Genomic DNA, 25,907 nt, shown 5'->3' with positions numbered 1-25,907 from the left:
ACACCTCCACCAGACAAACTCCACGAGACAAACAAGGAGCTGACGTGACCAGCGAAAAAATTCAGCGCGTCGGCGTTATCGGCGCCGGAATCATGGGTGCCGGAATCGCCGAGGTGTGCGCCCGCGCACATGTCGATGTTCTGGTCTTCGAGCAGACTCGCGAGCTTGCAGCAGCCGGGCGTTCACGCATCCTGCGTTCGCTCGACCGCGGCGTGAGCAGCGGAAAGATCACAGAACGTGAGCGTGAGCAGGCCGCATGGCGTCTGCGTTTCACCTCCGATCTGGGAGATTTCGCGGACCGCCAGCTCGTTGTGGAGGCCGTCGTCGAAGACGAGAAGATCAAGAGCGAAATCTTTGCCGAGCTCGACGCGGTCGTGACGGATCCGGATGCGGTTCTCGCGTCCAACACGTCGTCGATCCCGATCATGAAGCTGGGTATCTCGACCAAGCGTCCCGAGCGAGTCATCGGTATGCACTTCTTCAACCCGGTGCCGGTTCTGCCGCTCGTCGAACTGGTGACGACGCTCAAGACCAGCTCCACGGTGTCGCAGCGCGCCGAGGCTTTTGCCAGTGACGTCCTTGGCAAGCAGGTTGTCCGCAGTGCCGACCGCTCCGGCTTTGTCGTCAACGCACTCCTGGTGCCGTACCTGCTCTCGGCCATCCGCATGGTCGAGTCGGGCTTCGCCACCAAGGAAGACATCGACAAGGCAACGGTTCTCGGCCTCGCGCACCCCATGGGTCCGCTGGCTCTGACGGACCTGGTCGGACTCGACACCGTCAAGTCCATCGCCGACTCCATGTACGAAGAGTTCAAGGAGCCGCTGTACTCCGCCCCGCCGCTGCTCCTCCGTATGGTCGAGGCCGGTCTGACGGGTAAGAAGTCCGGCGCAGGGTTCTACGAGTACACCGACAACGGTCGTTCCGCCAAGCAGGCAAGCTAAGGCCAATGGCCCTGTGCGCCTTTCTGGTAGTTCCGGCTACCACAAAGGCGCACAGGGCGCTTGCGCCCCTCGGTTAGAAAGGTCGACCGCATGTCCAGCAGCACTGCAGCATTCGGCTCCAGCGTCCTGGGGTACCCGCGCATCGGGCCGCGGCGGGAGCTCAAGCGTGCCCTCGAGTCCTACTGGCACGGCAATTCCGACAAGGACGCACTTCTCGCGGTTGCCAAGGAACTTCAGGAATCGACCTGGAGCGAATTGGCTGCAACGGGATTGAGCCAGGTTCCCGGCAATACCTTCTCGTTCTACGATCACGTTCTCGACAACGCCTTGCTGTTCGGCGCCGTGCCCGAGCGGTTCAAGCCGCTCGAAAGCGCTTTGGACCCACTCGATTTCTACTTCACGATGGCGCGTGGACGTCCCGACTTCCCGCCCCTGGAGTTGGTCCGGTTCTTCGGCACCAACTACTACTACCGTCAGCCCGAGATCGACGCCGCCACCGAGTTCTCACTCCACTCGGAGGCGTTGCTCGACGAATTCGAGCGCGCCAAGGAACGAGGCATCGAACTGCGTCCCGTGATCATGGGACCGGTGTCGTTGCTTCTGCTCTCCAAGGTGGGGCCGGCAACCGAAGCGGTCGACGCCGATTTCGCGCCGCTCGATCGACTCGACGATCTACTTCCCGTGTACGAGAAGCTGTTCGAGCAGTTGGCCAAGGCCGGCGCAACATGCGTTCAGCTGGACGAGCCTTCGGTGACGGAGGATCGCTCGGCAGAAGAGCTCGATGCGCTCAAGCGGGCGTACGAGAAGCTGTCCACCGCGCCGCTGCGTCCGCGTCTGCTGGTCACAGGACCGTACGGCAAGTTCGGCGAGGCTCTGAACATCCTGGCTGCCACCAAGATCGAGGCATTCGGGCTGGACCTCGTGCACGGCCGGATCACGGCCGAAGAACTGGCTGCGGTTCCCCATATCAAGCGCAAGCGGATCTACGCCGGTGTGGTCGACGGCCGAAACGTCTGGCGAGTCGATCGTTTCAACACCTTGACGTACCTCAACGAGCTCAAGGACGTTGTCCCGGATCTTGTTGTCTCCACGTCGTCTTCGCTGCTGCACGTGCCGTACGACGTGCTCTCCGAGTACGACATCCCGGGAGACGTCGCGGATCGTCTGGCCTTTGCCAAGCAGAAGGTCGGCGAGGTCGTGACACTTGCGAAGGCCCTCACCGAAGGTCCGTCGGACAAGTGGCGCAAGCGTCCGACAAAGGTGCACTTCAAGCTCAAGCACGCCGTGCGAGCTCGGGTCAACGCAGTCAAGCCCGAAGATCGTATCCGCGCTCCGTACGAAGAGCGTCGTAAGGCTCAGCAGGAACGGTTGAACCTGCCCTTGGTGCCGGCTCAGACATTGGGCTCGTTCCCGCAGACCAACGAAATCCGCCAGGCACGTTACGAACTCGGCGAGGGTCGGTTGGAGTGGGACGACTACTACAAGCGCATCCAGGAAGAGATCGAACGCACCATCCGCCTGCAGGAGGACATCGGACTCGACGTCCTCGTGCACGGTGAGCACGAGCGCAACGACATGGTCCAGTACTTCGCCGAACTGCTCGAAGGGTATGCCTTCACGCACAACGGTTGGGTGCAGGCATACGGATCTCGTTGCACGCGTCCGCCGATTCTCTACGGAGACATCGCGCGTCCGAAGCCGATGACGGTCGAATGGATTGCGTACGCGCAGTCGCTGACCGACAAGCCGGTCAAGGGCATGCTCACCGGACCGGTCACCATGATCGCCCGTTCTTTCGTCCGTCAGGATCAGCCGCTCTACGAAACGGCAGAGCAACTGGCCCTTGTCATTCGGGACGAAATTGCAGATCTCGAAGCGGCCGGCATCGCCATCATCCAGGTGGACGAGCCTGCAATTCGTGAACTGCTGCCGCTACGTGAGGACGGCCGGGAGGCCTACCTGGAGTGGGCCGTCGACGCGTTCCGTCTGGCAACAGGTGGAGCGAAGCCGGAAACACAGATCCACACGCATCTGACGTACTCCGCTCGGTCGTCGGTGGTCGACGCCATCGAACGGTTGGACGCCGATGTGACGGCGATCGTCGCGACCCGCTCCATCACGTGGGTGCTCGACGCACTGAAGGAAGGCGCGCTCACACACGGCGTCGGACCCGGTGTGTACGAGTCCCGTTCGGCGAGGATCCCGGATATCGACGAACTCGACGAATTGCTCACGGAGGCAAGCGAATCGATTTCTCTCGATCGTTTGTGGGCAAACCCGGACGGTGGGCTCAAGACCCGCCATCCGTGGCAGCTCGAGCCGTCACTGCGCAACTTGGTTGCGGCGGCGAGACGACTGCGTCGCCGGGCCGAGAACGCTCAGGATACCGACAACTAGACAAATCGGTACAAGAAGGGACCTGCAATTTGCAGGTCCCTTCTTGCGCGAGTAGGCATGTACCCATGGTTACTGCTGCTGCTTACGCCGCTATGTCCGCTGACGGTCCTCTGGAGAAGACCACCATCGAACGACGCGAGCTCGGTCCACTGGACATTCTCATCGACATCAAGTTTGCCGGAATCTGCCACTCCGACATCCACTCCGCCCGAAATGAGTGGGGCGGAACAAAATACCCGGTTGTCCCGGGCCACGAAATCGCGGGTGTAGTTGCCGCGATCGGCTCCGAGGTGACGATGCACAAGGTCGGCGACCGCGTGGGTGTCGGTTGTTTTGTCGACTCCTGCGGGGAATGTGACATGTGCGTCGCCGGTGAGGAGCAGTACTGCCGCACCGGAGTGACCGGCACTTACAACGCCAAGGGTCGTGACGGCGAGCGCACCCAAGGTGGGTATGCGACGTCCATCGTCGTCAACGAACACTTTGTTCTTTCGATTCCCGACGGCATCGAACTCGATGTCGCGGCGCCACTTCTGTGTGCAGGTATCACGTTGTACTCGCCGCTACGGCACTGGAAAACCGGACCGGGCACGAAGGTTGCGATCATCGGCTTCGGTGGACTCGGCCATGTCGGTGTGAAGATCGCCAAAGCGATGGGGGCCGAGGTCACCGTCCTGAGTCAATCACTGAGCAAGCAGGACGACGGTCTGCGTTTCGGTGCGGATCACTACTACGCCACCAAGGACCCCGGAACGTTCAAGGAACTGCGTGGACAGTTCGATCTGATTCTCAACACCGTGTCGGTCAACCTCGACATCGACGCGTACATGTCGTTGCTCGCACTCAATGGAACCTTGGTCGAATTGGGATTGCCGGAGAAGCCGATCGAGGTACGCGCGTTCTCGCTTGCCGCGAACCGTCGTAGCCTGGCCGGCAGCATGGTCGGCGGCATTCCGCAGACGCAGGAGATGCTGAACTTCTGCGCCGAAAACGGAATCGGGGCCGAGATCGAACTCATTCCGGCAAGTGAGATCAACGTCGCTTACGATCGTGTGGTCGCAAGCGACGTCCGTTACAGATTTGTCATCGACACGGCCACAATCTGATCGCGGTCGCTACTGCGGGTTAGTCGAGTTGCTCGCGAAGGCTACTGAGAGTCTTCGCGAGCAACCGCGACACATGCATCTGCGATACCCCGACCTTCTCGGCGATCTGCGTCTGCGTGAGATTGCCGAAGAACCGCAGCATCAACACGGTCCTTTCCCGGTCGGGTAGCTTCTCGAGCAGTGGCCGCAGAGCTTCGTGATTTTCGACATTCTCGAGAGCTGCGTCGTAATCGCCGAGAGTTTCCACCAGGGGAAGATCGTCGGTGTGGTTGGACGCAGCGCCGTCGACCGACACTGTTTGATAAGCGTTTCCGGCGATGAGCGCTTGGGCTACTTCTTCGCGTTCGACACCCAGCGTCGCCGCAAGTTCGTCGACGGTCGGAGCGTGCCCCAACTGCTGTGACAGCTCGCTGATCGCCTGGCCGAGTTGGAAGTGCAATTCCTTCATACGGCGAGGAACGCGGACCGCCCAGCCGGTGTCCCGGAAGTGTCGACGGACTTCTCCCATGACAGTGGGGACGGCAAACGATACGAAGTCCGATCCACGACTGACATCGAACCGGTCGACCGCGTTGACCAGACCCAGCCGTGCGACCTGAACAAGGTCGTCATGTGCCTCGCCGCGGCCGTCGAAGCGCCGGGCAATGTGCTCAGCCAGCGGGAGGCAGCGCGTGATGAGCGCGGCCCGCACTCGCTCGTACTCAACTCCGTGACGATCGAGGGTGTCCAACTTCTCGAAAACGGCTATGACGTCTCGATACTCGTCTGTCGACCGACGACGCGGCCGCGGTGGGCCATGCTCGGGCGATGTCCCGCGAGCGGACGATGTCACTGGCGCCTGCCGTCGGCTTTGGTGAACTTCATAGTCGTGATGTACCCGGCGCCATTCGGATCTTCCTCTTGATCAAGGGAAATCGAGTCGGTCAGGGCGGTGAGGACGTGCCACCCGAAGGATCGCTGGTCGGCGCCGTCGGACTCAGCTGTCGTGGTCGCGACCGAAATATGTAATTGGGACGCCGCGTAGACAAATCGGCACACCAGTACAGAATCGGGGAGAGCTCGGACGATGAGATGCGTACAGATCTCATCCATGGCCAGCCTGATGTCGGCGATGGCGTCGAGGTCGAAGCTCTCCTGAATCGCGACGGTCGCAGCGAGCGCCCGCAATATCGACAGTTGGTCAAGGGTTGCCCGGATTCTCAACTCGACGACGGGTTGAGTGCGATCCTGATCGGGTTCGATTGCGCTGAGATGTGGCATGAGTTCTCCGGATCGTCGTACCAGGTGCCGGCCCCGGACGCTGGTGCGGTGAACCATACCGACCGATACGATCACAGACACCCCTATACAAAAAATATCTACGCCGGTGCGCAGACGCTTAATGGGGATTACCTCCAGAGGGTGCAGTTCAAACCACAACTTTGCGCAACCTCGACCACCAGTTCGTGATGTGCGACCGAACCGAACGCTCACACCGCGCTTGTGACCTCCGTCATCTCGGGGTACTGTTCCTAACCGAGGTTGAGCACACAGCCGATGTGGGATTATCCATTATTTATGGGGGCCCGATATCGCGTGCGCCCCTGGTGGATGTCCCCCGTTTCTTTGCACAGTGTATGCCGTTGCGGGATGGGAGAACCATGACTGTTGTTCCAAAATCATCTGTTCCAGGATCGCCTCTTTCCGGGCCGTCCGTCTCTGGATTGTCTGTCCCTGGGGAGACGAACGCAGGTTCGAAACCGGGCTTTTCGTACGCAGGTCGAGGTTCGCTCGACTACGGTCCGCCGCCATCGACGACGTCGACCGCCTCGTTTCGCGCGAACAAGGTCAGTGCCTCTACGGTCGTGATTTCGGTTCGCGGTGAAATCGACTTGTTGAGCGTCAACGCATTCCGTGATTATCTGTCCAGCCAGGTTGTGCCGGGTCGGACCCTGGTTGTCGACATGTCGGATCTCGAATTCATGGGTATGTGCGGGTTGTCGTCGTTGTCGATCCTTGCCACGCTCACCCGGGATGCCGGCGGTGCTCTTGCCTTGATCTGTGGTCGACCCGTTCAGCGTCTCCTCAGGGCCGCCGGCCAGGAATCCATGTTCGACTGCTACACCTCGTTGGAGCACGCAGTCGGCCTCGGCGAAACCAAACGTTTCCTTGCCTGAAGGCGCTGAGTCATACAGCGTCAAGGAGTATCGGAGATACAGCGTCAAGGCGAATCGAACTTAAGGAGAATCGGGTCGCTCACCGAGCTACTTCGCTTCGGTGAGCGACTCTGTGCGTCCGCGTGCGGGGCGGCGCGGTGACGCAGCGACCATAGGTCCGCACAACTTCGCCGGCCACGTGTTCCCACGAATACGATTCGCACATCCTGGCCCGGCCCGCGCGCGAGAACAAGGCTCCTTCCTCAGCGTTATCGAGCAGGTGCCGCACGACCCTTGCGGTCTGTTTCGGATTGTCGACCGGAACGCGGTGCCCGGTCAGTCCGTCCACCACGGTGTCGCGCAGTCCGCCGACCGGTGTTGCGACAACGGGAACACCGCAAGCCATAGCCTCGAGCGCGACGATGCCAAACGGTTCGTAGCGGGCCGTGCAGAGCAGTGCGTCCGCCGACCGCATCAACTTCGGCAGCGACTGGTGGGGAACACGGCCGAGAAGTTTCACTCGATCCGCGACACCCAGTCGTTCGGCGAGCTTCTGCAACTGCGTGGCGATCTCGTCGGTAGGCAGACCTGACGACGGTGGACCGCCGGCCACCACCAACTCGGTGTCGGGCAGCGACGCCAGAGCCGCTATCGCGACGTCGAATCCCTTCTGCTCTACCAACCTTCCGACGCACAACAATCGGTGCGGCGCGTTTCGTTTTGCCCGCGGCCCCTCCGGAGTGAAGTGGTCGATGTCGACGCCGGACGGAACCATGGTCGTCCGCGAGCGAGGCGAGCCGAGCCGGACGAGATCGAACACCTCGTCCGAGCTCGTCGCGATTACATGCGTCGCACCCTTCGCAACCAACTGCTCCAGATGGGAACGCTCCGAGGGGTTTTCGTCAGACAAGCCGAGATGGCGCCGTTCCGTGATACCGAGCGAATGGAATGTTTGCAAAACCGGGATGCCGAGAATCCTCGTTGCCAGTTCCGTGGCTATACCCGACATCCAAAAATGCGCGTGCACTACGTCGGGCCGGTCCAGAGTCCACAAATTCCGTAATTCACTACCGAATTCGCCGAGATACTGCAGTAGTTCCTTGTCGCTCAGCGCATGCAGCGGACCGGCTTCGGCATACACGACGGTATAACCACCACGTGCGCGAACACGGTCGGGACCGTGCGCACTCTGCCGCCGCGTGTACACCGTAACGTCATGGCCCGCGCGAACGAGCGCCGAGGACAACTCGTCGACGTGCAGATGCTGGCGTCCGGCAACGGAATTGCCCACCTGAGCCAGTGGGTCCGCATTGACCGACACCATGGAGATATTGAGCATTCGTCCGGGTGCGATGGCGGGCGAATAAGTCATCTGGGCGCCTCTCGGTTGACTGTTTCGTCTTCGGATACCCCCAGTGCATGATCTGAACCGGGTTTCGCTGCGCCCCGGGATGGGCACATTTCAAACACGCAAGGTGAGGAGTGGATCGATGACCGAACAGGTACTAGTCGACGCGAGTGTGGGGCTCGGATTCCAGCGGTACATCCAGTCGGTGGCCGAGGGCGTCGGCGCAGGAATCGAGCAATGGTGCTGCCGGGGTGAGCATCCGATGGAGGCGTACATCGCCCTCGATCGAGAGGTGCCACGTTTCCCCGGCCGGGAAGTTGCATTGCTGTGGGAGGAAACATGTGGTTGGGCGTTGGCAGTGGAAACCCGATCGGGTGAGGATCTGATCGTTCTCGGATACTTCGGGGACGACGCCGTGCCCACTGCGGACGTGGTCGCGGCATTCGGCGCGAGCGTCGGCACTCCTGACGCCCGGATGCGTCGACGCGCCTCGTGGACCAACGATCGTCCGCTGGCAGATTCCGATCGGACTGCGCGCCTGCTCCGTCAGTACGGTCACGACGCGAACTGATCGAATCCGCCAACTCACTACGTTCAGATCAACTAGTTCACTACGTTCAGATCAACTAGTTCACTACGTTCAGATCAACTAGTTCACTACGTTCAGATCAACTAGTTCACTACGTTCAGATCAACTAGTTCACTACGTTCAGTGCCGGATCCAGGACCGGCGCTGACGCCGCCTCTGTGTCCAGATCATCCATCAGCCGGAACACGATGTGCCCGCCGAGTGCGCCGCCGACACCGATGGCGCTCAGCCCGACCAGTGACAGCAACCGCGCGAGTAGCGGCGGCGGGGAATCGTTGCTGCGCAAGAAGTACGACACCAGGAAAGCGTCGATGCCTACCGCATTGCTCGCGGCGTGGACGAGCCCGACCCGGCGCGCGATCGTGTCGCGTTCAGACCAATCGAGCCAGCCAGTGATGAGGGCGGGCGGTGTTGTGACCAGTCCGAGAAGGATCAGGTTGCGCACTGTTTTCGGGTCCCGCACAACATAATCGAACACAACGGATGCAGTCCACGCTCCGATGGGGACGGCCACCAGTGCGGGATGTAGCGGGTGCTCGACCGGTGATCCACGAAGGATCGACGCAACTTTGCGCGTAGCCGGTGAGCGTGAGGTTGCGTCGAGGATTCTGCGTTGAAGCCCTGTGGACGGACCGTCCAGTTGGTCGGCGGATTCGATTCTGCGGAAAAGGTTTCCGATATTCATGTAATTCGGCTACCCCAGGTGCCGCCGGGGAAACCCGCTTGTCGGGCTGTGTGCTCAGGCGTACGGTCGAATCGAAAGAGATCCGATCCGAGGAGCCAACATGAAGCTCAATCTCTTTGCGGCGTGGGCGTCGTACTTCCTGGTTCTAGTCACTGTGGTCTGTCTGGGCGGATTTCTCTTCGCAGCCGGATCAGGCAACGCCGGCTGGGCGCTGGTTTCCGGGTTGGCGGCAGCGGTGTCCATAGGCCTCATGATCGCGCTGTACAGCGGAACCGTTCGGCACGATCACAAGGTGCATCGGGAAACGCCCCACCTGTTCTGACTATCCATCAGACTGTTCTGAATTTCCATCAGGACTCGGCGAGTCGAGCCTTCTCGATCTCGACGTCGAAATCGGCTGGCGGCCATGACAGGTCGAGGTTCTCGAACGCGTCGATCAACAGTTCGGTGACGGCGATGCGGCTGTACCACTTGCGATCACACGGCACGACGTACCACGGGGCGTGCTCGGTGGACGTCTTGTCGAGCATCGCCTGATAGGCCTCTTGATATGCGGGCCACAGTTTCCGTTCGGTCACGTCGCCCGGGTTGTACTTCCAGTACTTCTCCGGCCGGTCGAGTCGCTCCTGCAGACGTTTCTTCTGCTCGTCGAGCGATACGAACATCGCAACTTTGACGATGGTGGTGCCGGCGTCGACCAGTTCCTTCTCGAACTGATTGATCTCGTCGTAACGTGCTCCCCAGACATCCGGCGGCACCAGATCGTGAACTCGCACCACAAGAACGTCCTCGTAGTGGGAGCGGTCGAACACCCCGAGATAACCGCCGCGGGGGAGTTGCTTCTTGATCCGCCACAGGTAGTGATGCTGCTTTTCCTCGTCTGTCGGAACACCGAAGGACGCGTGATCGACACCCTGTGGATCGACGTGCCCCACGACGTGGCGGACCATTCCGCCCTTGCCCGAGGTGTCCATTCCCTGCAGGACGAGGAGGACTGACCGCGAGTCACCCGAGCGACCGTTGGCGTACAACAGTTCCTGCAAGCCGGACAACACCGCGCCGCGTTCTTCGAGGAGACGCTCGCCGTCAGCTTTCTTCCCGGTGAATCCCGGAGTGCTGTTGCGGTCGAGAGCTTCGAGATCGAAGCCAGGCTGTGATCGAAGGATCGTCACGGCCGGTGTTTCCCACAGCGAGTCGTCTGTCATACCCGGAGACTGTGCCACAGCCGTGGTGGCCTCCGTGGGAACTTCAGGCTCAGTCGTTTTCGGGAGCGATCAGCGGATGCGGCATGGATTTGAACTTGGCCGGCGAACCCTTGACGGCGGCGATACCGGTGATGCCGCCCCACGTCATCATCGTCAAGTAGTCGATCAAGGATTCAGCGGACATCGACTTGTTGGAGATCCACCAGTGCGTCGCCAACTGGATCCCGCCGACGATGCCGTACGCCCACGGCAGCGATCCGCCGGAATCCATTTCCATCTCGCGCAGACGATTGCCCAGCACCGTGGACAGGAGTTCGGCGATCATTCGCTCCGACTCGGCGACGACGTCGCGACTTGCGCCGGCGCCGTTTGCCATGACATAGAGGTAGATCGCCGGGTCAGACGCAACAGTCTCGACATACGCGGTGATCGTTGCGTGGGTCAGTTCGAAATCGTCGAGTTCGTCGCTGATGGCCTGATAGATGCGCGGCGCGAGAATTGTCTCGACGTACCGCATCATCGTGGCCGTCGTCAGGTCACTCTTGTCGGTGAAGTAGCGGTAGAGAACAGTCTTGGAAACACCGATTTCGGACGCGATTTCATCCATACCGATTTCACGGCCACGCGCCCGGATCGCTGCGATGGTGCCGTCGACAAGCTCTTCACGTCTGGCGATCTTGTGTTCGCGCCAACGTCGTTTGCGTCCGTCGGACTTCTCGGGCTTCGTGTCAGCGACAACTGGGCCGTCTACCTGCTCGTTGTCCTGCACAGCGTTCTTAGCCACGGGGTATCTCATATCTGTGGTGCGATCCACGTCCGAGCGGTCTCATTCCGTTTCAGCTTAGTGTCCGGGGAATTACGGTGGGCACGCACCTGCGGCTTCGACGCACCAGCGACAAGCTTTCGGCACAATGGCAAGGGTGCAGCAATTGAGCCCTAACGCTTTCGACTCGACTTTCGGCGACGACGCCAAGCGTCGGGACCTCCGCAAGATGAAGTTCTTCGCGACCGGTCTCCTCGGTTTCGCGACGGTCGTCTATCTGTTCTGTCGATGGCAGGAATCACGCGGCGCGGGCGAGTGGGTCGGGTACGTGAGGGCTGCGTCCGAGGCAGGAATGGTCGGCGCGCTGGCGGACTGGTTTGCCGTCACGGCGCTGTTCCGTCACCCGATGGGCATACCGATTCCGCACACGGCGATCATCAAACGCAAGAAAGACCAGCTCGGGGCCAGTTTGAGTTCGTTTGTCGGTCAGAACTTCCTGGCCCCGGACGTTGTGTCCGCGAAGGTGCAGCAGGCACAGATCCCGCTGCGGCTCGGGACGTGGATGGCCGAGCGAGACAACGCTGCGCGTGTTGCCGCGGAGACGTCGACGATCTTGCGGGGACTGGTAGAAGTGCTGCGCGACGAGGACATCGCGCAGGTCATCGACCACACGATCGTCAAGCGGTTGGCAGAACCGATGTGGGGCCCGCCGATCGGCCGGGTACTCGGTGAGCTTCTGAAGGAGAACAAGCAACTGCCGATCATCGAACTGCTGGCCGAACGCGCCCATCAGTGGGCGCTCGGCAGTCAGGAGACCATCGACCGGGTGATCGTCCGGGACTCTCCCGCGTGGTCGCCGAAATTTGTCGATGCGATGCTCGGCGAGAAGATCTACAAGGAACTGGTCGAGTTCACGTGGAAGGTGCGGGCAAATCCCGAGCACGAGGTTCGGCTGGCGGCCAATCGCTTCCTGATCGATTTTGCGGATGATCTCCAGAACGATCCCGAGACGATCAAAAAAGCCGAGGGCATCAAGGCCGAGATCATGGGGCGAGAGGAAGTCACCGGACTCGCGTCGGCGACGTGGAAGGTCGCGAAGCGGCTGATCATGGAATCGGTCGACGATCCCAACAGCACCCTGCGGACCAAGGTTGCCGAGAACGTCGTCGGATTGGGCATCCGCCTGCGCGACGACGAGTCGATGCGAGGGAAGGTCGACGGGTGGTTGGCCGCCGGTACGACGTACATCGCGGAGAACTACACCGACGAGATCACCGGTGTCATCAGCGACACCGTCGAGCGCTGGGACGCCGAAGAAGCAAGTCGCAAGATCGAGCTTCAGGTCGGTCGTGATCTTCAGTTCATCCGCATCAACGGCACGGTGGTCGGCGCGATAGCCGGTCTGTTCATCTACACGGTGTCGACGCTGATCTTCGGCTAGTAATCGGCCCTCGAATGTGACGTGCACCCCAGTGCTAGCAGTAGTGCTTGCAATAGTTAGCACCCTCTCCTACTCTGGGAAATGTCCACAGGAAAGGGAAGACGCAATGTCTGCGAAGTCGACGAACTCCGATGAAGGAGAACGTGAATCATCCGGTGCCGCAGCCGGAGCCAGCGACTTGGCAGCGCGCGTCGTCAGCTCTGCGGCACACGACATCGGGGGATTCATTCGTGCGCAGCGCGAAGCCGCACAAGTCTCGATGCGCCAACTTGCACAGCTCGCCGGTGTAAGCAATCCGTACCTCAGCCAGATCGAACGAGGCCTACGGAAACCGTCAGCCGACGTGCTCGCGCAAATAGCAAAAGGGCTCCGAGTGTCTTCGGAAGTCCTCTACGTCCAGGCCGGATATCTCGAACAACGGCCACATAGTCCGATCCGTGACGCCGTACTCGCAGATACCTCCATCAGCGAGCGACAGAAACAAGTGCTGCTCGAGATCTACGACTCGTTCTGTCGGGAGAACGATTCGACGCGGCCCGCTGCAGTAGCCCAGAGCGCAGCCCCCACCACAATTCCGGACTCAGACCTCCCAGAAGGAGAACAACATGACCGATAAGACCGCCATCGACAACGTCAAGACCTCGATCTACGCCGCAGTCGGCGCCGGCGACCTCGTCGTCCAGGCCGTTGCCGACGTTGTTGCCCAGGTTCGTGAGCGCGCCGAGACCAGCCAGGACGAGGTCACCGGCCGCGTCGACGGTGCACGCGAAAAGTTCGCCGCAGTGCAGGGCGACGTCGTGGAAAGCGTTGAGGCTCTTCGTGAGCGTCTCGCCGGCCTGCCGTCCGAGCTGCCCGAGGAGCTTGCCGAGCTGCGCGAGAAGTTTGCACCCGACGAGCTCCGCAAGGTCGCCGAGGCATACCTCAAGGTTGCAGGCGATCTGTACAACTCGCTGGCAGAACGCGGCGAAGATGCAGTTGAGCGCATCCGCAAGCAGCCGGCCGTCGAAGAGGGCATCGCCGCTGCGGAGTCCGCTCTCGGTGACGCCGTCGAGCTGACCGAAGACGCACTCGGAACCGTTGCCCGTCAGACGCGCGCCGTGGGCGAGCAGGCTGCCAAGCTGGCCGGCCGCGCTGCCGGACGCATCTCCGACACCGCCGAAGAGGTTGGCGAGAAGATCTCCGACGCCGGCGAGAAGATCGCCGATGTGGGCGACGAAGCTGCGCTCAAGGTCCTCGACCTCGGCGACCAGGCAGACGAGGCTTCCAAGGAAGCTGCAGCTCGCGTGACCGCTGCCGCATCCGACGTCCAGGAGCGCGCAACAGCCGCTGCCAAGAAGGCTGAACCCGCCAAGGCTGCACCGGCCAAGGCTGCGCCGGCGAAGGCTGCTCCCGCGAAGGCTGCTGCCGCACCGGTGAAGGCTGCTCCGGCCAAGACCGCTGCACCAACGAAGGCTGCACCGACCAAGAAGGCTTGATCGGCAGGCTCGACAAGTGAGAAGGCTCCTGCGCTCTCGGGTGCAGGAGCCTTCTGTTCGTGATGTCGGACTACGGAAACTAGGATGTAAGACGTGGTAGCTGTGGATGGCATTATCGGCCTGATTTTTCTCGCACTGAAGTTGCTTGCCTTGGCAGGTGCTGTCTTCGCGATCGTGCATGCCGTGCGGCAGCGCCCTGACGCGTTCACCGCAGTCAACAAGCTGACCAAGCCGATCTGGCTTGGCATCCTTGTCGTCGCGGCTTTGGTGCTGTTGGTGACGTCTCCGGTGGGAATGCTGGGCATCATCGCGGTAGTCGCAATCTGCGTCTATCTCGTTGACGTGCGGCCTCGCGTGGACGACATCCAGCGCGGTCCGCGCTGGTAGCGCGTTTTTCGCAGTTCGTCCCCACCGGGGTGGCACTATGCGGTGCTATTGTGGGTTAACGGCAGTCACACATAGATTGCCGGTCCTCGTGGGGAGTGAACTGCGATGTCTGTCGAGCATGGCCGATCGACGAACGATCGGCGCCCATCCCGACTGACGCGTGCCGGTGACCGCCAGGAAACAGCGTCCAAGCTCCTTGCCTCGGCTGCCCGCACGTCCTACGACCCGTTGATCGAAATCGACTGGGAAGCTCCCGTCCCCGACGACCTGTACGGGATGAGCCCCGAATGGTGCAGCCTCTACGGCACGCCGATGTGGGACGAGATGACGCAGCAACAACGCATCACGCTCACCATCCACGAGGCCGCCAGCATCGCCGGCACCGGCATCTGGTTCGAAATGATCCTCATGCAGATGCTCGTCCGCGACATCTACTTCCACGATCCTTCCACGGCGCACGTGCAATTTGCGCTCACCGAAATCGCCGACGAATGCCGGCACTCCACGATGTTTGCGCGCTCCGCAGCCAAATTCGGCGTCCCGTCCTACCGCCCGAAGACCTGGATCCGCACCGCCGCGCGCCCGTTCAAGGCCACGGCTACCGGATCCCTGGCATACGGCGGAACACTCTTCGCCGAAGAAATCCTCGACATGATGCAACGCGAATTCATGCGAGACACCCGAGTGCAACCGCTCACCCGAACCGTCAGCAGAATCCACGTGGTCGAAGAAGCCCGCCACATCAGATTCGCCCGCGAGGAAACCGTCCGACGAGCAGCCAACATCACCCGGTTCCAGCAAGCCCGCGTCCGGTTCGTCCTTGCCGTCACCGCTTACTTCGTGGTCACCAGCCTCGTGAACAAGAACGTTTACGCAGCCGCCGGACTCGACGCCGAAGCGGCAATCCACGCCGCGAAGAACAATGTCCACTATCACGACATGGTGCGTCGAGGATGCGCGAATACCGTCGAATTTCTTACCGAGGTCGGCCTGATCGGCGGCCCGTCAACGATGTTGCTGCGCCGAGCGCACATCATCTGACACCCATCATCCGTATCGATTTTCTTTCGAATTCAGTCAGGGGTACATGCATGTCCAGCAGTTCGCGAACCACCACACTCCGGGTATTGGCCGGAGTTGCCGGAGCCGGAGCGTTTGCGGCAGCCGTCGCCGCTATCCGTCGTCGTAGCTCCACCAGAGGGCTCACTCTCGTTGCCGACGTCGAACCGAACGCACTCTTGAAGACCCCGACGTTCAAAGCGGACATCAGCGAACTGACCACCGAAGACGGCGCGATCATCAACATCCGGGCATACGGCCCGGTCGACGGTGATCCCATTGTTCTCAGTCACGGCTGGACCTGCTCAACCGAATTCTGGTACCCACAGGTCAACGCGCTGGCCGGCGAGTACCGGGTCATCACGTACGACCAGCGCGGACACGGACGCAGTACTGTCGGCACTCTTCCGCTTGGGCCCGACGTACTCGCCGACGACCTCTCGGCAGTGCTCGGAGCGACCGTCCGTGAAGACAAGAAAGCCGTCATCGTCGGACACAGCATGGGCGGCATGAGCATCATCGCGTGGGCCGGAAAGCACCCCGGCGACGTCAAGAAGTACGCGTCGGCGGTAATGCTGGCCAGCACGGCAAGTGACCGTCTGATTGCCGAAACCACCGTGATTCCGCTGCCGGAACGCTTCCCGCGGGTGCCGGTTCCGGTCGGCCGCGCCATCCTCAGCTCGCCCGTGCCATTCGTGTCCTCGGGCGCGATGACCAAGGCGATCCAGTACGTCTCGATGTCGCCCAACGCCACCAAAGCCGAAGTTCAGTTCTGCGAGAACATCGTTCGAGAGTGCAAGCCGCGCATCCGCGGCGGTTGGGGAGCAGCCCTGAGCACTCTCGACATTCACGAGGGACTCGACAATCTCGAAGTGCCGACCACCGTGCTCGTCGGATCACTCGACCGACTCACGCCACCCGTCCACGCACGCAAACTCGCGCAGGTGCTCGACGAAGCCGGCAACCTCGAACGGCTGATCGTGATTCCCGGTGTCGGTCACATGTCGTCCATCGAGAGCATCGACGAATTCGACCGTGAGATCGTGCGGTTGCGCAATCTCTAGCTGAACGCCCTGCTAGCTGAACACCACAGTCTTGCGGCCGTGCACCAACACCCGATCTTCGAGGTGCCACCGCAAACCGCGAGAAAGAACAAGCTTTTCGATATCGCGACCCTGGCGGACCATGTCGGCAACATCGTCGGCATGGTCGACGCGGATCACGTCCTGCTCGATGATCGGGCCGGCATCAAGTTCCGCGGTGACGTAGTGGCACGTCGCACCGATCAGCTTCACACCCCGAGCAAAAGCCTGGTGGTACGGGCGGGCCCCGATGAACGACGGCAAGAAGCTGTGATGGATGTTGATCGCGCGGCCCGCCCAGTGCTCGCACAGTGACTGCGGCAGAACCTGCATGAACCGAGCCAGGACAACCGCGTCCGGGTCATGGGCGTCGACCAGGGCGCGCACCTTCTCGAAGGACGGTCCGCGTTCGGCCGGGTCCTTGGGAAAGGGAACGTGGTGGAAGTCGATCCCGTGACGCTCGGTCACGCTGCGCAAATCCTCGTGGTTTCCGATGACGGCGCTGATTTCGGCTGGGAGTTCGCCGCCGGCCGCGCGTCCGAGGAGGTCGTGAAGGCAGTGACCTTCCTTGCTCACCAGCAGGACGATTTTCTTGGGAGCCCCCGAATCGTGCAGCGTCCACTCGGTTTCGGGTCCGATCTCGGCGGCAACGGCCTTGAAACGCTCACGCAGTTCCTCGATGCTGATACTCACCGACGATGCCCGCACTGCCTGACGAGTGAAGAACCAACCGGTGTCCGCGTCAGCGTGATACGCCGCTTCGACGATCCAGCCACCGACATCGGTGAGGAAAGACGAAATGCGCGCGACGATGCCCGTCGTGTCCGGGCAGCCGAGGGAGAGTACGTAGCGTCGATCATCAGTCGAGGGTGCAGCGGTCATACCGCCTAGTCTCTCAGGTGTCGCAGTGCCGCTCGACGCATGGTCGTATGCCAAGCTTTCTTTCATGGCCCACGCTGCGCTCACTCGTTCACAGGTTGCCGCAATGGTCGACCACACCCTGCTCAAACCCGAAGCCACGGCCGCCGACGTCACGGCGTTGATCGACGAGGCCCGGGAATTGGGCGTTCTCGCTGTGTGCGTCTCACCGTCGATGCTGCCGATCCGGGCCGACGGTCTGATCACCGCCGCGGTGGTCGGCTTTCCGTCCGGCAAGCATCACTCCTTGGTGAAGGGTGCCGAGGCTCGTCTTGCCGTTGATCAAGGTGCCCGCGAGATCGACATGGTCATCGATGTCGGGGCAGCACTCGCCGGTGACTACAACGCTGTGCTTGCCGATGTACTCACCGTCCGTGAAGCCATGGGCGAGCACGCGGTGCTGAAGGTGATCCTCGAGACTGCGGCACTGCCCGACGAAGCGATAGTCGAATGCTGCCGCGCGGCAGTACATGCGGGCGCGAACTTCGTGAAAACTTCCACAGGTTTCCATCCCGCCGGCGGGGCAAGCGTCGAGGCTGTTGCGTTGATGGCCAAAACCGTCGGGCCGTCGGTGGGAGTCAAAGCCAGCGGTGGAATCCGCACGACGCAGGCAGCACTCGACATGATCGCTGCCGGTGCCACCCGCCTCGGGCTTTCGGGAACCCGTGCTGTGCTCGATGGTCTGGGGGAGTAGCACTGGATTACCCGATTCGGAAGTGATTCAGACCTGATTCAAAACGGTGGCGGGTCGTTGCCGTAGTCGACGGTTTTGTGGGGCACGCGCTTTCGGGGTGTGGAGATCGGGAAGGTTTGGCGGCGTTTCCGTTCGGCATGTTGTGCCGCCCGGTGCCGGATCTTTGCTTGTTGATGTTTGCGTTCGCTTCGGATGCGGGCAGCTTTGTTCTCCAGCCGAGTCCGTCGTCTGGTGCCGCCTTCCGGTGGCGGTGGTTCCTGCATTCCGGCGAGTAGACCGGCAGCTCTGGTGCGGTAGCAGTGGCCCGTCTGCGAGGTCAGAGTGATGCTCCGATCCGGGTTCGGGTCCAGTTGCCACTTCCCGGAATGCTTGAGGCGGTGATGGTTGCGGCAGAACGCACTCAGATTCGACGCGACCGTCTTCCCACCCTTCGCGGGGTTGGTGTGGTTGAACGGAACTGTGTGGTCGAGGTCGCAGTTCCAGGCCGGGACATCGCAGTGCGGCCATTGGCAGCTGCCCGCGCTGACCCGCAGCCACGCATCGAGCGCTGTCCCGGGACGGTACACCGATGCCGAAGCCGGCTCAGGTGTCGGTTCAGGTTCAGCATCTGCCGGGACTCGCACTTCCCGAACGTCTGCGTCTTTCGCGATGTCGCGGGCATGCTCAGCACTGATGACGCCAAAGCCGTCGAGATGTGCAGGTTCGTTCGATCCGGGCTCAGGGCGGAATCGTGTACTACGACATGTACCAACGGCCGGCGCATGATCACCAAACCACTGCGGTCCTGCGGGCAATCACCGCGCTCGCAGTCGCACACCAACACCGTCGAACCACTCACCAAAGCGCCCAAGGCATCGGCTCGGCGCTGCTCGTACGTGCGGGAATCATGGCGGCACACCGACATCGCCAACTCCCGCAACCGGCCGTCGAACGCGCGGGCTTGCTCCGCCGGGATACTGCCCAGGATGCGGGCCATGCCGTCTTCGGCGGCACTGACCCCCACAAATCGATCGGCGAGCGCGCGGCGGCGTCGTTCCCGCATCCCTTCCGGATCGACGCGGGCGACGATCCGGTCGATCGCCGCCGTCAACCGGCGACCCGTCAACCCGGTACCACCGTCCACCGGTGGAGCCAACACCTGCTCGAGCAGCAAGCGTTCTACTTCGTCGATCAGCTCGTCACCGACATTCGCGGTCGCGGACTCGATCAGCCCGACCCGGTAGAAGTCGAGTTCGCCGCGGGCCATCGCGGCCCGTGTGCGATGCAACCGCGTCTTCAACGCAAACCCCAAACCGATGAGCTTCCCGGCCGCAGCCCGTCCCATCGTCAAGACCGCGCCGACCTCGGATTCGGCCAACTCGTGCGCCGACGACGTCCACGTTCCGCCGTCGACATGCTCAGCGCTGCGGCGGGTGAAGAACTCCGCCACCACAGCCAGTTTCCGCTCGACCAGCATAGCTTCACACGAATGCAACTCGGCCATCAAATCAACGAGGGCGCAATCGGTTTCGGTACCACTCAGCTGTGCTGAGATACCGAAACTTCCCACCCCCGGATCGAACATTCCCCAACCGTAATCGAAATCCTGTTCGAATAGAACGGTTATTCGAAATCAGTCGGAAAAGTCCGATAACAGGTAGAGATCAGGTGAGAATTCCGCAGCTGTCAGGGACTGCCGATGCATTCTGGGCCGAGGCATTGGCAACGGGCATCGCGTAGGCGCCGCCCTCGAGTGAAATCTCGATCGCGTCATCGGTAACGGTGAGCTCGGTGGGCTTCATGTCCAACGGGTAGGTCTGCAGGCTGTCGGTCAGAGTCTGGACGATGCCGTCGACCAGGTCGGTCGGAAGTCCGAATCCCAGGATCTCAGCGCCGACGGTTTGTACGTCGACAACTCCGTTCGAGATAGTCGGCTTGACCGTGAGCTTCGCGAGACCTGCCGGTCCGACGTCGAAGGCCAAAGTTCCCGCGGCGGAATCAGCCGTGACACCGGTGACAAGTCCGCCGAAGGTCTGTTCCTGGAGGGTGGCCAGGATTCCGGCAGTGGACCAGGTGACATCGGCGCTCGAGCTTCCGATGGTTCCGCTGTTTCCGTCGGACGGTTGGAGATTGATGTCGTTGACCTTTGCGTGGACCTGCATTCCCGTTGCCGGCCCGAATGACGAATCGTCACTGTCGATGGTGATGTACGGGACCTTCTTGTCGATGGCCTGAAGCAGGACAGGCTTCCAGCTCAAGCCCACGTCTACCTGCGAGCCGAGTTCACTCTGAAACTGGTCGGCCATGCAGCTTTTGACTTGATTGCGAACGTAGAGTTCTCCGCCGACAAGCGCTGCGACCAGTACAGCGATCACGACGAGCAGGATGATGAGCACACGATTGCGCGGGGGCGCGTTGTTTGCTGCGACAGTCATCTCAGGGATTCTTCCCGACGACTCTGAACGAACTCTGTGAATACGCGCCCATCCGATACTGTGATCTGAAACACAGAATGCCGTAGCCTGGCGGAAAAGCGCTCCAGACGGTCACCGGAGGTGGTCATGGCTCCAGACTATGAAGCACTCGAATCGTTGGCACTGCGCCAATGTGGGTTTGTTGCGACTGATCAGGCCGCCGCCCTGGGTTTTTCCGGCAGTGACTGGGACTGGCTCTTGGAATCCGGAACCTGGATTTCGGAGTGTCCGGGGCTGTTCCGGCTGGATCGGGTGCGCCGCACCGCGATGGACGAGTTTGCCAAATGGTGTACGTGGTTTGCCGGCCGAGCAACCGTTTCGCACTACAGCGCTGCCGAACTTCACGGTCTCGGCCACTTACAACCACGGTTCCTGCACTTGTCCGTCGGAGTGCCCGTTTCGGCGCCGACTCGTCAGCTTGCTCTGCACCGATGCTTGCTCGCGGAATCGGAATGCGAGCAGTTCGGAGCCATTCGAATTACGACGCCGGTGCGTACTGTCCTCGACATTGCGTCGGGTGGCATTTCCCAGGACCTGCTCAACGAAGTGGTGTCCGACGGCGTCGCGATCGGTCGACTCGACGCCCATGAGTTGTACCGCTCGTGCGAGAACGCCGCCGTCGACGTGGCTGTTCGCGTGGAATTGGCACTCACCGCAAGCCTGTAGTGGTAACCGACCTTGTGCCAAATGCACCAATTTGGCGAAAAGGGTAGTTGCGTTACAGGCAAAGGGATAACGTCACGGCATCAAAGCAGATGGACACTTGTCCTAGACACCTGTACTGGACGCCTGTCTGCTCCGTCGTCGAGAGGGATGTCTGTGAGTGGTGTTCGCCGTGTTGTCGGTGGTCTGAGTGTGTTTGCTGTTGCTGCGGGTTTCGTGGCGGTTGCGGGTGTCGGGGTTGCGGGGGCTGCTCCGGTGACGGCTGAGTTCAATTCGAGTGGTTACAAAATCACTCGAACAATCAGTGACGGGACGCCGTCCGAAGGTGATGTGATCACCTCCACCACGGTATTCAAGCGGACCGACTTTGTGGTCAATTATCTGTACGCGGTTCGGGATTTTCATCCGTCGTGCATGACGTATGTCGCGGGTTCGGCGAAGGTGAACGGGAAGGCGTACGCGCCGGAGACTCCGGTGAGCACTGACTCGGTGCGCGTGAGCGCGAGCATCACCGATTGGCCGTTGTATCAGAACAATACGAAGTCGTTCGAATTTCAGTATCGGGTCGGCGCAGGGTGTGAGCGCGGTAATGATTTGGCGAGCACAGTGCATTTCGACGGTTCGGCTTGGGTGAATGACACGACAAGCGGTCGTGGTCCGTCGATCAATGTTCGGAAGAACGTCTCGACGACCACCGTGTCGCCGGTCAGCAGTGCCCAGGTGGGGCAACCGGTGACGTTGAGCGCGACGGTGACCGGTGGCGCCGACGGTGATCCGGTGGAGTTCTTCGACGCCGGTTCCAAGATCGGCGCCGGCACGCTCGCCAATGGTGTTGCCACACTTGACTGGACACCGACCACTCGTGGGAATCACTCGATTACCGCGAAGTTCGCCGGCACCGCGAGAGCTGTCGAGTCGACATCGGCGGCGCTGAACGTGAACGTCTCGCAGGCTGATTCTCCGTCGACTACCGCGCTGGCACCGATCTCGGGCGCTCAGGTGGGTAAGTCGACCACCCTCAAGGCGACGGTGTCTGCGCCGGGAACGGGTGGGACGGTGACATTCAAGGTCGGCGCCACGGTTCTGGCTTCGGTGCCGGTCGCAGGCAATGGCGAAGCCACTTACGCCTGGGTTCCGACGGTTGCGGGCGCGCAGACGGTTGAAGCTGTGTTCGCGGGCCGATCCGGTGTCACCGGGTCGAGCGCCACAGCGAGTACGACAGTTGCCGAGCAACCAGTCGGAACGACAAATTCCACAACAGTTCTCAGCGCCGGAGCGGGTCAAGTCGGTGTTGCGCAGACCGTTTCGGCTCAGATCAACCCGGCAAACGCCGGTGGCACAGTCACCTTCAAGGACGGTGAGTCGGTCATCGGCACTGCAACGGTCGATTCTTCCGGTAAGGCCGGCATTTCGTGGACGCCGGCAACTCAGGGCCAGCGCGTCGTAACGGCCGAGTACTCGGGCGCCGGAACAGTGACGGCTTCGGCCGATCAGGTCTCCGTTCAGATCGCAGCACCCGTCGACGGCGGAGGGCCCGGTACCGGCGGAACAGGTTCGCTCGGCAACCTCGGAAACATCTTCGGCTCCTAAGGCATTCGACACCTGGTGATGCCCCGTCCGCGTGAAGCGGTGGGGCATCACCCATATCGCTCGATTCTCGAGAAGGAAAATCTATGTCTGTTGGTTTTGCACGCCGTGTTGTCGGTGGTGTGAGTGTGTTTGCTGTTGCTGCGGGCTTCGTCGCGGCTGCGGGTGTCAGTGTCGCGGGTGCTGCTCCGGTGACGGCGGAGGGAAATGTGCACGGTTACCAGGTTGTGCGCACTATTTCGAACGGAACGCCCAGTGTGGGTGAGACGATTACCGTGAAATCGGTACTGACTCGAACTGGTTCCCTCGAATACTTGCAGCAGGTCAAGGATGTTCATCCGGATTGTCTTACCTATGTGACGGATTCGGCCAAGGTTGACGGTTCGGCGATCGGCCGTGACAAGGTCGAGGTTGCTGCCGACTACGCGAAGATCTCTGGCAGTTGGGCGGTTTACTGGGATGGTGGTCTGATCAATCCGAAGTACCGAACGGTTGAGTTCAGTTATACGGTCGGTGCGGGTTGTGCTCGTGGTGTGGATTTGACGACTGAGTTGCATGTGAGTGGGACTTTGGGGTCGGGGCAGCTCAAGGGTGTCGGTCCGTCGATCAGCGTCGCGAAGAACGTGTCGACGACGACGTTGTCCCCGGCCAATGGCGTGCAGTTGGGGCAGTCAGTTCCGCTGAAGGCGACGGTTACCGGTGGCGCCGACGGTGATTCGGTGGAGTTCCTGGACGGTGGCACCACGATCGGCGCCGGCACGCTGGCCAATGGTGTTGCCACACTTACCTGGACACCGACCGGCGTCCGCACACACACCGTGACGGCCAAGTACCTCGGCAACACGAAGGTGGCAACCTCGACGTCGTCGGCAGTCGACGTCGTTGTGTCCGAAGCGGACAAGTCCACGGCAACCACGATCACCGGCCCAACGACTGCGGACGCAGGTGAGTCCGTGACTCTCGAGGCTTCGGTCTCGCCTGTTCCGGTGGGCGGCACGGTGCAGTTCAAGGACGGCACAACCGATCTCGGTCGCGCAACGACCGTCGACGCCAACGGCAAGGCCTCGCTGACGGATTCCTATGCAGCCGGTGAGCATTCGATCGTGGCGGTGTACTCCGGTTCCGGTCTTTACCAGACCTCGACGTCGACGCCGCATACCTTGACGGTCGCTCCCGTCGTGGTCGAGCAGAGCACCACGACCACCCTCGTCGGTCCGTCGAGCGCTTCGACAGGAGAGGAATTGTCGTTTACTGCCACGGTGTCGACCGGCGCTGCGGGCGGCACGGTGCAGTTCAGGGAAGGGGCCAGAGATATGAGCTCGCCGATTCCCGTAGACGCCTTGGGTAAAGCCACGATCACACCGACGTTCAACGACGCCGGTGAATACAACATCACCGCAGTGTTCTCCGGTTCGGGGAACTTCCTGGGTTCGACCTCGAGCGTTCAGACTGTGAAGGTCGCCGCGCCGGCTCCCGTCGATCAGCAGACCCAGACGGTCTTGACTGTTCCCGCGAACGCAAAAACCGGTACGGCAGTGGGTCTTTCCGTGACGGTCACGCCGGCTCCGTCAGGTGGCACGGTGCAGTTCAAGGATGGTTCGGGCACTCTCGGCTTGCCCGTGGGGGTTGTCGACGGCAAGGCGTCGATGATGCATGAGTTCGGCAGCGTCGGTACTCACGACATCACGGCGGTGTACTCGGGTGCGAGCGGATTCCTCACCTCTACCTCGGCCGTGCAAGCGATTTCGGTCACGGCTCCGGCCGCGGAAGATCAGGAAACGTCCATCACCGTGAGCGCTCCGGCGTCCGCCACGAAGGGCGCAAAGGTAGATCTGGCTGCTGCCGTTGTACCCACGCTCAACGGCGGGACGGTTCAGTTCATGGACGGCGCCACCCCGATCGGCGGACCGGTTGCGGTAGTGAACGGTAAGGCGACACTCTCGCATGTCTTCACCGAGGTCGGCGATCGTCGGATCACCGCGGTGTTCAGCGGAACTGACGGATACCTCGGTTCCGAGACGCAGACCGGCGTCACTGTCAAAGTAACGGCAGAGCCTGGCACCGGCGCTCCGACCGGTTCGCTCGGAGACCTGGGCGCCATCTTCGGTTCCTAGCTCGAAGCAGCATTGACGAAAGGCCCCGCCGCGGAGAACACCTCCGCGGCGGGGCGATTCGTGTCTGTGAGATCAGGGGTTCGGGGCGACAACGTGCCAGGGCACGGTCAGGATGCAGTCACGCACGCGTCGCCGCGCCGGTTGAACCGGAATGCCCTGACCACGAAGTATTTCCAGTGCCGCAGCCCAGCGGTGTCTGGGGCCGAACGACGCATGGGGCGCCGCAGTGGCCCACGCGCGATCCGCGGCCGTGAGTAGCGCGTGAATCGGTTCTCCCGGAACATTGCGGTGAATGAGGGCCTTGGGCAACCGTTCTGCGATGTCCGACGGTTTCTCGATGTCGAAGGGATCCCACGCCAAGGTGAGGGTCAGGGGTCGGTGCGCATCGAGCAGCACCCAGGCGCACCGACGCCCCAGCTCGTCGCACGTCCCGTCGAGGATCAAACCGCCAGGCGCCAAACCGGACTGAATGTGCGACCACGCCGATTCCACCGCGTCTTCGGGGTACTGGCGCAAAACGTTGAAAGCGCGAACGAAAATCGGTGACAAGCCGGCCAATTCGAACCCGCCGCGCGCGAAACTGACTCCGTTGCGGCTTTCCACCACGCGGGCGGGGTCGATTTCGAGTCCGATGACCCGGCGGTCGCGTCGTACCGCGGTGAGGCGGTCGGCCATCTCGAACGTCGTGTCGGGGCGGGCGCCGTAGCCGAGGTCGACGATCAGTGGGTCGGCAGCGTCGTGCAGTGCCCGTTGAACGGCCCGGTTGTGCACGAGCCAGCGGTCGCTGCGCCGCAGACGGTTGATGCCGGTTGTGCCGCGTGTGATGACACCCTCGATCTTCGGGGGTGGAGCAGTCCTCACCGGG

26 protein-coding genes are annotated in these 25,907 nt (G+C 61.7%); 16 read left to right on the top strand and 10 right to left on the bottom strand.

The window, feature by feature from the left end; translation table 11 throughout:
• The first annotated feature begins 44 nt into the window (after positions 1 to 44).
• The 3 genes from EEB13_RS06130 (at position 45) to EEB13_RS06120 (ending at position 4,444) form a co-directional block, all read left to right on the top strand.
• A complete protein-coding gene (locus EEB13_RS06130; protein ID WP_033235540.1) occupies positions 45 to 941 on the top strand; it encodes a 3-hydroxybutyryl-CoA dehydrogenase in 897 nt (298 codons plus the stop codon).
• Positions 942 to 1,031: 90 nt separating this feature from the next.
• Complete coding sequence (gene metE / locus EEB13_RS06125; protein WP_045063926.1) at positions 1,032 to 3,338, top strand: 5-methyltetrahydropteroyltriglutamate--homocysteine S-methyltransferase; 2,307 nt, start codon at positions 1,032 to 1,034, stop codon at positions 3,336 to 3,338.
• A 65-nt stretch (positions 3,339 to 3,403) separates the two neighbouring features.
• Complete coding sequence (locus tag EEB13_RS06120) at positions 3,404 to 4,444, top strand: NAD(P)-dependent alcohol dehydrogenase (protein WP_141484843.1); 1,041 nt, start codon at positions 3,404 to 3,406, stop codon at positions 4,442 to 4,444.
• Between the two features lie 19 nt (positions 4,445 to 4,463).
• Here EEB13_RS06120 and EEB13_RS06115 read toward each other — a convergent pair whose 3' ends face one another.
• Positions 4,464 to 5,276 carry a SigB/SigF/SigG family RNA polymerase sigma factor gene (locus tag EEB13_RS06115; RefSeq protein ID WP_141484842.1) on the bottom strand — a complete coding sequence of 271 codons (813 nt, stop codon included), beginning with the start codon at positions 5,274 to 5,276 and terminating at the stop codon, positions 4,464 to 4,466.
• Complete coding sequence (locus EEB13_RS06110; RefSeq protein WP_033235536.1) at positions 5,273 to 5,704, bottom strand: ATP-binding protein; 432 nt, start codon at positions 5,702 to 5,704, stop codon at positions 5,273 to 5,275. Before EEB13_RS06110 ends, EEB13_RS06115 begins: the two co-directional genes overlap by 4 nt.
• Positions 5,705 to 5,892: 188 nt before the next feature.
• Here EEB13_RS06110 and EEB13_RS32420 point away from each other — a divergent pair, with 188 nt between their 5' ends.
• Positions 5,893 to 6,600 (top strand): STAS domain-containing protein, encoded by a 708-nt coding sequence (locus tag EEB13_RS32420; RefSeq protein ID WP_372472402.1) that lies wholly within the window; start codon positions 5,893 to 5,895, stop codon positions 6,598 to 6,600.
• A 79-nt stretch (positions 6,601 to 6,679) separates the two neighbouring features.
• On the opposite strand, the gene EEB13_RS06100 is transcribed toward EEB13_RS32420, so the two are convergent.
• On the bottom strand, positions 6,680 to 7,951 hold the full coding sequence (locus EEB13_RS06100; protein WP_141484841.1) for a glycosyltransferase: 1,272 nt from the start codon (positions 7,949 to 7,951) through the stop codon (positions 6,680 to 6,682).
• A gap of 118 nt (positions 7,952 to 8,069) precedes the next feature.
• Here EEB13_RS06100 and EEB13_RS06095 point away from each other — a divergent pair, with 118 nt between their 5' ends.
• Complete coding sequence (locus tag EEB13_RS06095; RefSeq protein WP_045063918.1) at positions 8,070 to 8,498, top strand: DUF6292 family protein; 429 nt, start codon at positions 8,070 to 8,072, stop codon at positions 8,496 to 8,498.
• A 124-nt stretch (positions 8,499 to 8,622) separates the two neighbouring features.
• On the opposite strand, the gene EEB13_RS06090 is transcribed toward EEB13_RS06095, so the two are convergent.
• Positions 8,623 to 9,201, bottom strand: a complete 579-nt coding sequence (locus tag EEB13_RS06090; RefSeq protein WP_141484840.1) for a DUF2231 domain-containing protein — start codon at positions 9,199 to 9,201, stop codon at positions 8,623 to 8,625.
• A gap of 100 nt (positions 9,202 to 9,301) precedes the next feature.
• Here EEB13_RS06090 and EEB13_RS06085 point away from each other — a divergent pair, with 100 nt between their 5' ends.
• Positions 9,302 to 9,523 (top strand): hypothetical protein, encoded by a 222-nt coding sequence (locus EEB13_RS06085; RefSeq protein WP_033235535.1) that lies wholly within the window; start codon positions 9,302 to 9,304, stop codon positions 9,521 to 9,523.
• A 28-nt stretch (positions 9,524 to 9,551) separates the two neighbouring features.
• On the opposite strand, the gene EEB13_RS06080 is transcribed toward EEB13_RS06085, so the two are convergent.
• A complete protein-coding gene (locus EEB13_RS06080; protein ID WP_141484839.1) occupies positions 9,552 to 10,406 on the bottom strand; it encodes a polyphosphate kinase 2 family protein in 855 nt (284 codons plus the stop codon).
• A gap of 49 nt (positions 10,407 to 10,455) precedes the next feature.
• The gene (locus EEB13_RS06075; RefSeq protein WP_033235533.1) at positions 10,456 to 11,190 is read right to left on the bottom strand and encodes a TetR/AcrR family transcriptional regulator; all 735 of its coding nucleotides are present in this window, start codon (positions 11,188 to 11,190) and stop codon (positions 10,456 to 10,458) included.
• A gap of 136 nt (positions 11,191 to 11,326) precedes the next feature.
• On the opposite strand from EEB13_RS06075, the gene EEB13_RS06070 reads away from it, so the two are divergent.
• The 6 genes from EEB13_RS06070 to EEB13_RS06045 all read left to right on the top strand — a co-directional run bounded on the left by EEB13_RS06070 (position 11,327) and on the right by EEB13_RS06045 (position 16,595).
• Positions 11,327 to 12,610, top strand: a complete 1,284-nt coding sequence (locus EEB13_RS06070) for a DUF445 domain-containing protein (protein WP_033235788.1) — start codon at positions 11,327 to 11,329, stop codon at positions 12,608 to 12,610.
• 106 nt (positions 12,611 to 12,716) lie between these two features.
• On the top strand, positions 12,717 to 13,226 hold the full coding sequence (locus tag EEB13_RS06065; protein ID WP_033235532.1) for a helix-turn-helix domain-containing protein: 510 nt from the start codon (positions 12,717 to 12,719) through the stop codon (positions 13,224 to 13,226).
• Positions 13,216 to 14,085, top strand: coding sequence for a heparin-binding hemagglutinin (locus tag EEB13_RS06060; protein WP_045063914.1), 870 nt, complete (start codon positions 13,216 to 13,218; stop codon positions 14,083 to 14,085). The genes EEB13_RS06065 and EEB13_RS06060 overlap by 11 nt, the downstream gene beginning before the upstream one ends.
• Before the next feature lie 93 nt (positions 14,086 to 14,178).
• A complete protein-coding gene (locus tag EEB13_RS06055) occupies positions 14,179 to 14,472 on the top strand; it encodes a DUF2516 family protein (RefSeq protein WP_033235530.1) in 294 nt (97 codons plus the stop codon).
• A gap of 105 nt (positions 14,473 to 14,577) precedes the next feature.
• Positions 14,578 to 15,513 (top strand): AurF N-oxygenase family protein, encoded by a 936-nt coding sequence (locus EEB13_RS06050; RefSeq protein WP_141484838.1) that lies wholly within the window; start codon positions 14,578 to 14,580, stop codon positions 15,511 to 15,513.
• A gap of 50 nt (positions 15,514 to 15,563) precedes the next feature.
• Positions 15,564 to 16,595, top strand: a complete 1,032-nt coding sequence (locus tag EEB13_RS06045; protein ID WP_033235528.1) for an alpha/beta fold hydrolase — start codon at positions 15,564 to 15,566, stop codon at positions 16,593 to 16,595.
• A gap of 12 nt (positions 16,596 to 16,607) precedes the next feature.
• Here EEB13_RS06045 and purU read toward each other — a convergent pair whose 3' ends face one another.
• On the bottom strand, positions 16,608 to 17,495 hold the full coding sequence (purU, locus tag EEB13_RS06040) for a formyltetrahydrofolate deformylase (protein ID WP_033235527.1): 888 nt from the start codon (positions 17,493 to 17,495) through the stop codon (positions 16,608 to 16,610).
• Between the two features lie 64 nt (positions 17,496 to 17,559).
• Between purU and deoC the strand changes: the two genes are divergently transcribed.
• Positions 17,560 to 18,225, top strand: a complete 666-nt coding sequence (gene deoC / locus EEB13_RS06035; RefSeq protein WP_033235526.1) for a deoxyribose-phosphate aldolase — start codon at positions 17,560 to 17,562, stop codon at positions 18,223 to 18,225.
• 400 nt (positions 18,226 to 18,625) lie between these two features.
• On the opposite strand, the gene EEB13_RS06030 is transcribed toward deoC, so the two are convergent.
• Together EEB13_RS06030 and EEB13_RS06025 are read right to left on the bottom strand one after the other, a co-directional pair.
• Positions 18,626 to 19,789, bottom strand: coding sequence for a 13E12 repeat family protein (locus EEB13_RS06030; protein ID WP_261984450.1), 1,164 nt, complete (start codon positions 19,787 to 19,789; stop codon positions 18,626 to 18,628).
• A gap of 79 nt (positions 19,790 to 19,868) precedes the next feature.
• On the bottom strand, positions 19,869 to 20,639 hold the full coding sequence (locus EEB13_RS06025; RefSeq protein WP_033235524.1) for a DUF2993 domain-containing protein: 771 nt from the start codon (positions 20,637 to 20,639) through the stop codon (positions 19,869 to 19,871).
• Between the two features lie 126 nt (positions 20,640 to 20,765).
• Here EEB13_RS06025 and EEB13_RS06020 point away from each other — a divergent pair, with 126 nt between their 5' ends.
• From EEB13_RS06020 to EEB13_RS06010, 3 genes are all read left to right on the top strand, one after another.
• The gene (locus EEB13_RS06020; RefSeq protein WP_045063905.1) at positions 20,766 to 21,344 is read left to right on the top strand and encodes a hypothetical protein; all 579 of its coding nucleotides are present in this window, start codon (positions 20,766 to 20,768) and stop codon (positions 21,342 to 21,344) included.
• 147 nt (positions 21,345 to 21,491) lie between these two features.
• Positions 21,492 to 22,931 (top strand): Ig-like domain-containing protein, encoded by a 1,440-nt coding sequence (locus tag EEB13_RS06015; protein ID WP_045063902.1) that lies wholly within the window; start codon positions 21,492 to 21,494, stop codon positions 22,929 to 22,931.
• Positions 22,932 to 23,014: 83 nt separating this feature from the next.
• Positions 23,015 to 25,042, top strand: a complete 2,028-nt coding sequence (locus EEB13_RS06010; RefSeq protein ID WP_141484837.1) for an Ig-like domain-containing protein — start codon at positions 23,015 to 23,017, stop codon at positions 25,040 to 25,042.
• Positions 25,043 to 25,114: 72 nt separating this feature from the next.
• On the opposite strand, the gene EEB13_RS06005 is transcribed toward EEB13_RS06010, so the two are convergent.
• A complete protein-coding gene (locus EEB13_RS06005) occupies positions 25,115 to 25,903 on the bottom strand; it encodes a hypothetical protein (RefSeq protein WP_033235520.1) in 789 nt (262 codons plus the stop codon).
• Positions 25,904 to 25,907: the final 4 nt, after the last annotated feature.

Origin of the sequence: Rhodococcus sp. WS3 (assembly GCF_003797085.1) — a bacterium.
GTDB classification, from domain to species: Bacteria; Actinomycetota; Actinomycetes; order Mycobacteriales; family Mycobacteriaceae; genus Rhodococcus_F; species Rhodococcus_F globerula.
This window is presented reverse-complemented; position numbering and strand designations above follow the sequence as displayed.

Excerpts from the sequence above, each read along its gene's own strand:
- metE (WP_045063926.1), top strand. The coding sequence starts at position 1,032 with ATGTCCAGCAGCACTGCAGCATTCGGCTCCAGCGTCCTGGGGTACCCG.
- EEB13_RS06120 (WP_141484843.1), top strand. The coding sequence starts at position 3,404 with ATGGTTACTGCTGCTGCTTACGCCGCTATGTCCGCTGACGGTCCTCTG.
- EEB13_RS06110 (WP_033235536.1), bottom strand. The coding sequence starts at position 5,704 with ATGCCACATCTCAGCGCAATCGAACCCGATCAGGATCGCACTCAACCC.
- EEB13_RS32420 (WP_372472402.1), top strand. The coding sequence starts at position 5,893 with ATGTGCGACCGAACCGAACGCTCACACCGCGCTTGTGACCTCCGTCAT.
- EEB13_RS06100 (WP_141484841.1), bottom strand. The coding sequence starts at position 7,951 with ATGACTTATTCGCCCGCCATCGCACCCGGACGAATGCTCAATATCTCC.
- EEB13_RS06095 (WP_045063918.1), top strand. The coding sequence starts at position 8,070 with ATGACCGAACAGGTACTAGTCGACGCGAGTGTGGGGCTCGGATTCCAG.
- EEB13_RS06090 (WP_141484840.1), bottom strand. The coding sequence starts at position 9,201 with ATGAATATCGGAAACCTTTTCCGCAGAATCGAATCCGCCGACCAACTG.
- EEB13_RS06085 (WP_033235535.1), top strand. The coding sequence starts at position 9,302 with ATGAAGCTCAATCTCTTTGCGGCGTGGGCGTCGTACTTCCTGGTTCTA.
- EEB13_RS06080 (WP_141484839.1), bottom strand. The coding sequence starts at position 10,406 with ATGACAGACGACTCGCTGTGGGAAACACCGGCCGTGACGATCCTTCGA.
- EEB13_RS06065 (WP_033235532.1), top strand. The coding sequence starts at position 12,717 with ATGTCTGCGAAGTCGACGAACTCCGATGAAGGAGAACGTGAATCATCC.
- EEB13_RS06060 (WP_045063914.1), top strand. The coding sequence starts at position 13,216 with ATGACCGATAAGACCGCCATCGACAACGTCAAGACCTCGATCTACGCC.
- EEB13_RS06050 (WP_141484838.1), top strand. The coding sequence starts at position 14,578 with ATGTCTGTCGAGCATGGCCGATCGACGAACGATCGGCGCCCATCCCGA.
- EEB13_RS06045 (WP_033235528.1), top strand. The coding sequence starts at position 15,564 with ATGTCCAGCAGTTCGCGAACCACCACACTCCGGGTATTGGCCGGAGTT.
- purU (WP_033235527.1), bottom strand. The coding sequence starts at position 17,495 with ATGACCGCTGCACCCTCGACTGATGATCGACGCTACGTACTCTCCCTC.
- deoC (WP_033235526.1), top strand. The coding sequence starts at position 17,560 with ATGGCCCACGCTGCGCTCACTCGTTCACAGGTTGCCGCAATGGTCGAC.
- EEB13_RS06030 (WP_261984450.1), bottom strand. The coding sequence starts at position 19,789 with ATGTTCGATCCGGGGGTGGGAAGTTTCGGTATCTCAGCACAGCTGAGT.
- EEB13_RS06025 (WP_033235524.1), bottom strand. The coding sequence starts at position 20,639 with ATGACTGTCGCAGCAAACAACGCGCCCCCGCGCAATCGTGTGCTCATC.
- EEB13_RS06020 (WP_045063905.1), top strand. The coding sequence starts at position 20,766 with ATGGCTCCAGACTATGAAGCACTCGAATCGTTGGCACTGCGCCAATGT.
- EEB13_RS06015 (WP_045063902.1), top strand. The coding sequence starts at position 21,492 with ATGTCTGTGAGTGGTGTTCGCCGTGTTGTCGGTGGTCTGAGTGTGTTT.
- EEB13_RS06010 (WP_141484837.1), top strand. The coding sequence starts at position 23,015 with ATGTCTGTTGGTTTTGCACGCCGTGTTGTCGGTGGTGTGAGTGTGTTT.